This window comes from Streptomyces albidus (ex Kaewkla and Franco 2022), from assembly GCF_013870515.1.
GTDB classification, from domain to species: Bacteria; Actinomycetota; Actinomycetes; order Streptomycetales; family Streptomycetaceae; genus Streptomyces; species Streptomyces albidus.
In genome coordinates this window covers 1-9,078 of sequence record NZ_JACBXA010000237.1, presented here as the reverse complement: position 1 = coordinate 9,078, position 9,078 = coordinate 1, and the positions used below count along the sequence as shown (strand labels likewise).

Genomic DNA, 9,078 nt, shown 5'->3' with positions numbered 1-9,078 from the left:
CGAAACCGCCGGACGGCGGCTGCGGCGGCTGCCCGGGCGGCGGCGGAGTCTGCTGACCGGACGAGTCCTTCGACAGAGACGGCTGCCCCTGCGCGGAGTCGGAGTCTTCCGGTTGCTGTCTCTGGGGGTCCCCGCCCGGTGGCTGGCTGGGCGGCGGAGGCGGAGGCTGCGACATGTCGGGTTCCCTCGTTGACGAACAGACCCGACGTCCGCCCCTCAAACCCCCGTAGGGCGGAGCGAATCGGACATCAGGCCCGCCTTCGGCTGGCTTGTACGCGGAAGTTCTTTCTATCACCGGACACCCCGGAACGCCGGTCCGGTTCCCAGCCGTGAGGGCGGGAAGAGACGCGCTCGAGACGGAGCCGTAGCCCCGCCGTCACCGACGTGATCGCCCCCGTCCGCGCCCACTTCGGCGCCCACTTCGCGGCGCCGGTCACTGCCCTTCGGCAAGCTCCAGCCATCGCGACTCCAACTCCTCGCGCTGCGTGGACAGTTCGCGCAGCTCGGCGTCGAGATCGGCGACGCGGGCGAAGTCGGTGGCGTGCTCGGCCAGCGCCGAGTGCAGCGCGGACTGCTTCTGCTCGATGCGGTCCAGCTGACGTTCGATGCGTTGCATCTCCTTCTGCTCGGCACGCGCCGCCGCAGCCGGCTTGGCCGGAGCGGACGCCGAGGCGGCAGAGGCGGAAGAGGACGGAGCCGCGGACGAGGCGCGCGCGGCCGAGGAGTTCGCCGAGCCGGCCGCCGCCTCACGCTGCCGCGCACGGCGCTCCAGGTACTCGTCGATGCCGCGGGGCAGCATGCGCAGCGTGCCGTCACCGAGCAGCGCGTGCACGTCGTCCGTGGTGCGCTCGATGAAGAACCTGTCGTGGGAGATCACGACGAGCGAGCCCGGCCATCCGTCCAGCAGGTCCTCGAGCTGGGTGAGGGTCTCGATGTCGAGGTCGTTGGTCGGCTCGTCCAGGAAGAGCACGTTGGGCTCGTCCATGAGCAGCCGCAGGATCTGCAGGCGCCGGCGTTCTCCTCCGGAGAGGTCCCCGACGGGCGTCCACTGCTTCTCCTTCACGAAGCCGAAACGCTCGCACAGCTGCGAGGCCGTCATCTCCCGGCCCTTGCCGAGGTCGACGCGTCCGCGTACCCCTTCGACGGCCTCCAGGACCCGTTGCTTCGGGTCCAACTCGGCGACCTCCTGCGAGAGATACGCCAGCTTCACCGTCCTGCCGACCTTGATGGAGCCGCCCGTGACCAGCCGCGACTGGTGGTCCTCGCCGTCACGCGCGTTCTGCGCCGTCTCCTCCAGGGCGCGCAGCAGCGACGTCTTGCCCGCTCCGTTGACGCCGACGAGGCCGATGCGCTGCCCCGGGCCCAGCTGCCAGGTCAGGTGCTTCAGGAGCACCTTGTGCCCCGCCTGAACCGTGACGTCTTCGAGGTCGAAGACGGTCTTGCCCAGACGGGAGTTGGCGAAGCGCATCAGTTCGGCCCTGTCGCGCGGCGGCGGTTCGCTCGCGATGAGGTCGTTGGCCGCCTCGATGCGGAACCGCGGCTTGCTCGTACGGGCGGGGGCACCGCGGCGCAGCCAGGCGAGCTCCTTGCGCATCAGGTTCTGGCGCTTGCTCTCCTCCTGCGCGGCGATCCGCTCCCGCTCCGCCCGCGCGAAGACGTAGTCGGAGTAGCCCCCTTCGTACTCGTGCACGGAGCCGCCCTGCACGTCCCACATCCGGGTGCACACCTGGTCGAGGAACCAGCGGTCGTGCGTGACGCACACGAGAGCCGACCGGCGCGACCGCAGATGCTGCGCGAGCCAGGCGATGCCCTCGACGTCGAGGTGGTTGGTCGGCTCGTCGAGGACGATCAGGTCCTGCTCGGAGATGAGGAGTTGAGCCAGGGCGATGCGCCGGCGCTCACCACCCGAGAGGGGCCCGATGACGGTGTCGAGGCCGTGCTGGAATCCGGGCAGGCCGAGCCCGCCGAAGAGACCGGTCAGCACGTCGCGGATCTTGGAGTTCCCCGCCCACTCGTGGTCGGCCATGTCCCCGACGACCTCGTGCCGTACGGTCGCGGCCGGGTCCAGGGAGTCGTGCTGGGTGAGCACGCCCAGACGCAGTCCGCCGGAGTGGGTCACGCGGCCGTCGTCCGCGGGCTCCAGCTTGGAGAGCATCCGGATCAGGGTGGTCTTGCCGTCCCCGTTCCTCCCGACGACGCCGACGCGGTCGCCCTCGCTCACGCCGAGCGAGACGCCGTCGAGCAGCGCCCGGGTGCCGTAGACCTTGCCCACGGCTTCGAGATTGACGAGGTTGACAGCCATCACACTCCTGTTGCACGCACTCCGGGCCGGTCAGCCCTCAAGGGTACTGAGGTGTTCGGTGCCCCATGAGCCCAGCCGTGTGACCGCTGCCCCGAACGTGCCGGAGTACGCGGAACCGAGGGGTGCCCATGCTGTGTACGGGCGGGCCGCCGCCCCCTCCTGGACAAGCCGGGCCGCTCAGCCGCCGTGCAGCATCAGCGCGATGCCGCCCACCATCAGTACCGAGGCGGCCACGCGCGGAGTGCCGAAGCGTTCCTTGAAGAAGAGCGCCCCTATGGCGGCACCGGCGATGATCGAGGACTCACGCAGGGCGGCGACCGGCGCGAGAGCGGCGCGGGTCTGCGCCCACAGGACGAGGCCGTAGGCGAGGACGGAGAGCGCACCGGCGGTCAGGCCCCACGCCGCGACGGGACGCAGCTGGGCGGGGAGTTCACCTCGCCGTGTGACGAGGGCGTACACGGGGATGGCGACGCCCTCCAGCACCATCAGCCAGGCGACGTAGCCGGCGGTGGACCCGGAGGCGCGCACGCCGACGCCGTCCACGACCGTGTACGAGGCGATGGCCAGACCGGTGGCGACGGCGGCGGTCAGCGCGGGCAGTTGGGACGTGCGGGAGTCGGCGGCCGTACGCAGCTCGCCGCGGCCCTTCCTGCGTATCCCCCACAGCGCGACGCCGAGCAGCCCGGCGGAGGCGACGGCGACACCCGTCAACTGCCAGGCGTCCGGCCACTCGTGGAGGAAGACGGCGGCGAGGAGGGTGACGACGAGCGGGGCCGTGCCCCGCGCGATCGGATACATCTGGCCGAAGTCGCCGAGCCCGAACGACCGCATCAGCAGCAGCTGGTAGAGGACGTGCAGCACCGCTGAGACCAGCAGCGGCGGCCAGGCACCGGCAGCCGGTACGGGCACGAAGCAGGCGAGCACCGCCCCGCACAGGGCGCCTCCCGACCCGACGAGCGTGAAGGCGAGCAGCTGGTCCTTGATGTGGTGCGCGAGCGCGTTCCAGGAGGCGTGGGTGACTGCGGCGACCAGCACGGCCGCGACGACCAGGGGTGTCACGACACCTCTGCCGACTGCTCGCGTACGTCCACAACCGAGCCGCGGGCGTGGGCGATCAGCTCCTTGGGCGCGAGCGCGAACACCGTGTGGGGTGTGCCCGCCGCGGCCCACACCACCTCGTGGTCGAGCAGGCGCCGGTCGGCGAGCACCGTCATCGCGGTGACGTGGCCGAAGGGCGGTACGCCCCCGATCGCGTAGCCCGTGGCCTCGCGCACCGTGGCCGCGTCCGCCCGCTTCACCTCGGACGCGTCCAGCTCCGCCCGTACCAGCTCCACGTCGACGCGTGAGGCGCCGTCCATCAGGACCAGGACGGGCTCGCCGTCGGCCGCGAAGACGAGCGACTTGACGATCTGGCTCAGGTCGCAGCCGATCGCCTCGGCGGCCTGCGCGGCGGTGCGCGTGGCCTCCGGGAAGGAGCGGATCTCGACGTCGCCCTCGGGCCGCCCCGGCGAGGCCAGGGGCCCGAGGGCCGCGAGTGCGGCAGCGAAGCGGGGATGGGGATCGCCTCGGCGCGGCGAGGGGGAGGACGGTGCCTGGCTCATGCGGCCGACGCTACCCGTCGGCGTGCGACGCACGCGAAGCGGTTTCCGCGGCCTCCCGAGCGGGCGCGGCCGGGCACGTACGGGCGTGACGCAACGCACAGCGGGCGGCGCCCCCTTGGAGGGGCACCGCCCGCTGCTGCACGTCGCCTGCGGGGTTCAGCCCGCGGCGGCGTCCAGGATCTTGCGTACGACCGGGCCGGCGTTGTCGCTGCCGTGGCCCGAGGCGGGGACGACGGCGGCGGCCGCGATGTCCCCGTTGTAGGCCGTGAACCAGGCGTTCGGCTTCTTCTGGCCGTCGACCTCGGCGGAGCCCGTCTTGGCGCCGACGTCACCGCTGAGCCCGGCCATCGGCTTCGCGGCCGTGCCGCTCGCGGCGGTCAGCTGCATGAGGCTCTTCAGGTCGCTCTTGGTCTGCGGCTTCATCTCGCGCGAGGCCTTGGAGATCGTACGGTCGTCGAGCGACGGCGAGACGATCAGAGGCTGCTTGAAGGTGCCGCTCTGCACGGTCGCCGCGACGGAGGCCATGTTGAGCGGGTTCATCCGCACGCCGCCCTGACCGATCAGGGACGAGGCCATCTGCGCGTCCGACTGCACGGGCACGCTGCCGTCGAAGGTGCCCGTGCCCACCTGCCAGTTCTGGCCGATGCCGAAGACCTCGCGGGCCTCCTTGCTCAGGTCGCCGTCCTCGAGCTTCTCCGCCTGGGAGATGAAGGCGGTGTTGCAGGAGCGGGCGAAGCTCTGGGCGAACGTGCCGTCCTTGATCTCGAACTTGTCGTCGTTCTGGAACTTCCAGCCGCCGTACGTGTGGTACTTGGGGCACGGGTGCTGCTTGCCCGGGGAGGCGAGGCCCTTGTCGAGCAGCAGCGCGCTGGTGATCACCTTCATGGTGGAGCCCGGCGCGAGGGAGCCGCGGAAGGCGTTGTTGAAGCCGTCGGCGGGCGAGTTGGCAACAGCACGCACCTCACCGGTACTGGGCTGGATCGCCACGGCGGCCGCCTTCGGCTTGCCCTTCACCGACTGCTCGGTGACCACCTGCATGTCCTTGTCGAGGGTGGTCTTGAGGGTGCCGGGCGTGCCCTTGGAGAGCGTGCGCAGCGTGGTGCCGGTGTCCTTGCCCTTGGCGTCGACGATGCGCGTCTCGATGCCCGGGGTGCCGTCGGTCTTGTCGCCGTACCGCTTGCGCAGGTCGTCCAGGATGCTCGCGAGCATCGGGTGCTCTTCCTTGGTGAGCGCGGCACCGTTGCGGTCGACGGCCTTGATGGGCGGGGTGCCGGCCTTGCCGGTCTTGACCTTCTGACCGTCCTTCAGCTTCGGGTTCAGCACGGAAGGCTTCCAGTCGACGACTGCGTCGCCTGTCTTCTTGTTCCGTACGACCTCGAGCGAGGAGCTGTAGGCCCAGGCGGCACGCTGAGTCTGGTAGCCGATCTGGGCGTTCACGTCGAACGGCACCTTGGCGCCGGAAGGGGAACTGGGCGACAGCGCGACCTTCGAGACGCGTGCGTCGTCGTGATAGCTCTTCAGACCCGCGGCGGCCTGCGTCTTGTCGTCGGTGAGCTTGGCAGCCGACTTGGCGTCACCCGAAGACCACGCGGTCAGGAACCGCTGTGCTGTGGTGCGTACTTCGGCCTCGCTGGGCGGGCCGGTCTCGACCTTCTTGTCTCCCTTGCCGTCGGACGAGGCGACGCCTCCCTTGTCGCCTTCCTTGCTGTCACCTCCGACGAGGGCGTAGACGCCGAAGCCGGTGGCACCGACGACAACAGCGGCGGCGCCTCCGATCAGCGCCATCTTCTGAGTGTCACGCATCTGAGAATCTGCCCCTCCACCCCGCCTCGGCCAGGCGGCCGAGGACCTGTGCGAGGCACCCTAGAGCACTCACGCGACGTCCCGTGCCCCCGGTATCCCTGTTAGTGCGCATATGGACGGGAAGCGGATTCGAATATTCACCGGATCAGGGGGCCGGGCGCCTGCCGGAACCCGGCGAACTCCCGCTCGTGCCTTGGGATCTCAGATCCAGGTCTCGAACCACATCCGGTTGCGCCACGACTCCATGGGGATCGTCTGGCCCGTGTAGATGGGCCAGAAATAGACGAAGTTCCAGACGATGAGCAGGACGATCACACCCGCTCCGATGATCCCGGCGGTGCGTCTGCGCTCCCCCACACCCGGCGGGTCGGCGAGGGCCCCGATCATCATCGACACCGCCAGGCACAGGAACGGCACGAAGACGACCGCGTAGAAGAGGAAGATCGTGCGCTCCTGGTACATGAACCACGGCAGGTAGCCGGCAGCGACGCCGCACAGGACGGCTCCGGCCCGCCAGTCGCGGCGGAAGAGCCAGCGGTAGACCACGTACAGCAGCGCGAAGCACGCCGCCCACCACAGCAACGGCGTTCCCAGCGCGAGGACTTCGCGGGCGCAGCCCTCGCCCCCCGCCGCGCATCCGTCCTTGCCCGCCTTCGGCGACTCGTAGAAGTAGGAGACGGGACGGCCGAGGATCAGCCAGCTCCAGGGGTTGGACTCGTAGGTGTGGTGGGAGGTGAGGCCGACGTGGAAGCCGTACACCTCCGACTCGTAGTGCCACAGGCTGCGCAGCGGGCCCGGCAGCCAGCCCCACGGACCGGCGGCGCCCGCCTTCTCCGCCCAGTCTCGGAAGTAGCCGCCGGAGGTGGCGAACCAGCCGGACCAGGAGGCGAGGTAGGTGGCGAACGTGACGACGACGAGGGAGACGAACGCGGGCGGAGCGTCCCGCCGGAGCATCGACGCGAAGGGCCTCGGGGCACCCGCCGTCCTGCGGGCACCCATGTCCCACAGGACGGTGAGGAGGCCGAAGGCCGCGAGGATGTAGAGGCCGTTCCACTTGGTGGCGAAGCCGAGCCCCAGACAGACGCCCGCGGCCAGCCGCCACGGACGCAGGCCGAACGACAGACGGGCGGCGGTCTGCGGGTCCGGGCGGGCGTCGCCGGCGAGGTCGGCTCTGATGCTGCCCGACGGCTTCTCCGCGTCCGGTTCGAGGGGCGGCTGCAGGCTCAGTGGCAGCGCGCGTGCCAGCTTCTCGCGGGTTCTGTCCCGGTCCAGCAGCAGGCAGCCGAAGGCCGCCAGCACCCAGAACATCAGCACCAGGTCCAGCAGCGCCGCCCGGCTCATCACGAAGTGGAGCCCGTCCACCGCCATCAGCGCGCCTGCCAGGCAGCCCAGAGCGGTGGAGCGGAACAGGCGGCGCCCGATGCGGCAGAGCATCAGCACGGACAGCGTGCCGAGCACGGCGGTCATGAAGCGCCAGCCGAAGGGATGCAGACCGAACATCCACTCCCCGACGCCGATGATCCACTTCCCCACCGGCGGGTGGACGACGTAGGCGCCCTCCGGTGAGAGCGGGACGCGGGGGCGCTCGGCGAGGATGCCTTCGTTCGCCTTGTCCGGCCAGCTGCCCTCGTAGCCGTACTGGAAGAGGGACCAGGCGTCCTTCGCGTAGTAGGTCTCGTCGAATATCACGGCGTGCGGGGAGCCCAGCTGCCAGAAGCGGAGGGCCCCGGCGACGAGGGCCACCAGGAGAGGGCCGGCCCACGCGGACCAGCGCGCGAGGGACGAGGCGGCGTGCGGGGACAGCCCGAACATGGCGCCGATGCGCAGGTCCGGCTTGGGGAAGGGCGGCACCAGGCGCTCCCGGGTGCCGACCCCGGGGCGTCCCGCATAGCCGAAACGGCGCAGCCGGACCTGCCACGTGGGCAGGGGTTCCGGGGGCTCCGCGTGCTGGACGTCTGCCGCGGTGTCACTGGTCGTCACCGGGCCATCGTAGGGAACGCACCCGCGCGGCACTGCCGTCACACGAACTCCCGCACACGGGCACGGCCCTCGGGGACGCCGCGGAGGCGGGCGGACGCCCGTGCCGTGGGGCCCGGCCGCACTGGAAGGATGGGGCGCGTGACTGGAACGCTCGTACTCGCCGGAACACCCATCGGGGACGTCGCCGACGCACCGCCGCGGCTCGCCCGCGAACTCGCGGAGGCCGACATCGTGGCCGCCGAGGACACCCGGCGGCTGGGGCGGCTCACGCAGGCTCTCGGGGTACGCCCCACGGGCAAGGTCGTCTCCTACTTCGAGGGCAACGAGGCCGCCCGCACACCCGAGTTGGCCGACGCCCTGGAGTCGGGCGCGAGGGTACTGCTGGTGACGGACGCAGGGATGCCGTCGGTGTCCGACCCGGGCTACCGGCTCGTGGCGGCCGCGGTGGAGCGGGGCATCGGTGTCACAGCCGTACCGGGTCCGTCCGCCGTGCTGACTGCTCTCGCGCTCTCGGGGCTGCCGGTGGACCGGTTCTGCTTCGAGGGCTTCCTGCCGCGCAAGCAGGGTGAGCGCCGGACGCGGATGCGCGAGGCGGCGGAGGAGCGCCGCACCCTCGTGTACTTCGAGTCCCCGCGACGGCTGGCGGCCACGCTGGAGGACATGGCCGAGGTCTTCGGCTCCGGCAGGCGTGGCGCTGTGTGCCGTGAGCTGACGAAGACGTACGAGGAGGTCAGGCGCGGACGCCTCGACGAGCTGGCCGAATGGGCGGCGGAAGGCGTGCGCGGCGAGATCACCGTGGTGATCGAGGGCGCCCCGGAACCGGGCGGCGACGCGCTGGGGCCGGAGGAGCTCGCACACCGGGTCGCGGTCCGTGAGGAGGCCGGCGAGCGCCGCAAGGAGGCGATCGCGGCGGTGGCGCAGCAGGCGGGCGTCCCCAAGCGTGAGGTGTTCGACGCGGTGGTGGCGGCCAAGAACGCGGCGGCCCCCGGGAAGCCTTGACCGCGCTTTTCCAAACTGCCGACAAGGGCCGGGTAAAGCGGCGTCGGTGATCGGCAAAAAAGGACCGCTCTGAACGCGGTTCTGCCACGGTGAGGCCAAATCTCCATCAATACGAGCGCCTGCCTGCTGCGCTTCCCCGGGAACAGGAGTCCACTGGTGGTGGCCGTTCAGCCCGGAAAGAGGTGCTGCCATGGACCACCCCGAGGTGCCCGCTCACGAGGCCTATTCCTTCGCGTGCATGAGATGCGGACACGGCTGGGAGCAGGAATTCGAGATCACGCATCTCGAATATCCCGACGGCACTCCGTTCGTCGTCTACCGCACGGACGGGAAAAGAGTTCCGTCGCCGATCAAACACCCCACATGCGTCAACTGCGACGGGCATCAGCTGAG

The 9,078-nt window shown here is 70.7% G+C and carries 6 protein-coding genes and 1 pseudogene; 2 read left to right on the top strand and 5 right to left on the bottom strand.

Annotated elements, in window-relative coordinates; genetic code table 11:
* Positions 1-433: 433 nt before the first annotated feature.
* The 5 genes from H5J26_RS24985 to H5J26_RS24965 form a co-directional block, all read right to left on the bottom strand.
* Complete coding sequence (locus H5J26_RS24985) at positions 434-2,302, bottom strand: ABC-F family ATP-binding cassette domain-containing protein (RefSeq protein ID WP_181768219.1); 1,869 nt, start codon at positions 2,300-2,302, stop codon at positions 434-436.
* 177 nt (positions 2,303-2,479) lie between these two features.
* Positions 2,480-3,361, bottom strand: a complete 882-nt coding sequence (locus tag H5J26_RS24980) for a DMT family transporter (RefSeq protein ID WP_181768218.1) — start codon at positions 3,359-3,361, stop codon at positions 2,480-2,482.
* On the bottom strand, positions 3,358-3,903 hold the full coding sequence (locus H5J26_RS24975; RefSeq protein ID WP_181768217.1) for a YbaK/EbsC family protein: 546 nt from the start codon (positions 3,901-3,903) through the stop codon (positions 3,358-3,360). Before H5J26_RS24975 ends, H5J26_RS24980 begins: the two co-directional genes overlap by 4 nt.
* A gap of 156 nt (positions 3,904-4,059) precedes the next feature.
* Positions 4,060-5,706, bottom strand: a complete 1,647-nt coding sequence (locus H5J26_RS24970) for a penicillin-binding transpeptidase domain-containing protein (RefSeq protein ID WP_181768216.1) — start codon at positions 5,704-5,706, stop codon at positions 4,060-4,062.
* A 201-nt stretch (positions 5,707-5,907) separates the two neighbouring features.
* Positions 5,908-7,686 carry a dolichyl-phosphate-mannose--protein mannosyltransferase gene (locus tag H5J26_RS24965; RefSeq protein WP_181768215.1) on the bottom strand — a complete coding sequence of 593 codons (1,779 nt, stop codon included), beginning with the start codon at positions 7,684-7,686 and terminating at the stop codon, positions 5,908-5,910.
* 138 nt (positions 7,687-7,824) lie between these two features.
* Here H5J26_RS24965 and rsmI point away from each other — a divergent pair, with 138 nt between their 5' ends.
* On the top strand, positions 7,825-8,685 hold the full coding sequence (rsmI, locus tag H5J26_RS24960) for a 16S rRNA (cytidine(1402)-2'-O)-methyltransferase (RefSeq protein ID WP_181768214.1): 861 nt from the start codon (positions 7,825-7,827) through the stop codon (positions 8,683-8,685).
* Positions 8,686-8,875: 190 nt separating this feature from the next.
* A pseudogene (locus tag H5J26_RS31085) lies at positions 8,876-9,078 on the top strand (hypothetical protein); the annotation flags it as partial.

Bases quoted from the DNA above. Each gene is read 5' to 3' on its own strand.
- H5J26_RS24970 (WP_181768216.1), bottom strand. From the start codon at position 5,706: ATGCGTGACACTCAGAAGATGGCGCTGATCGGAGGCGCCGCCGCTGTT.
- H5J26_RS24975 (WP_181768217.1), bottom strand. From the start codon at position 3,903: ATGAGCCAGGCACCGTCCTCCCCCTCGCCGCGCCGAGGCGATCCCCAT.
- H5J26_RS24985 (WP_181768219.1), bottom strand. From the start codon at position 2,302: ATGGCTGTCAACCTCGTCAATCTCGAAGCCGTGGGCAAGGTCTACGGC.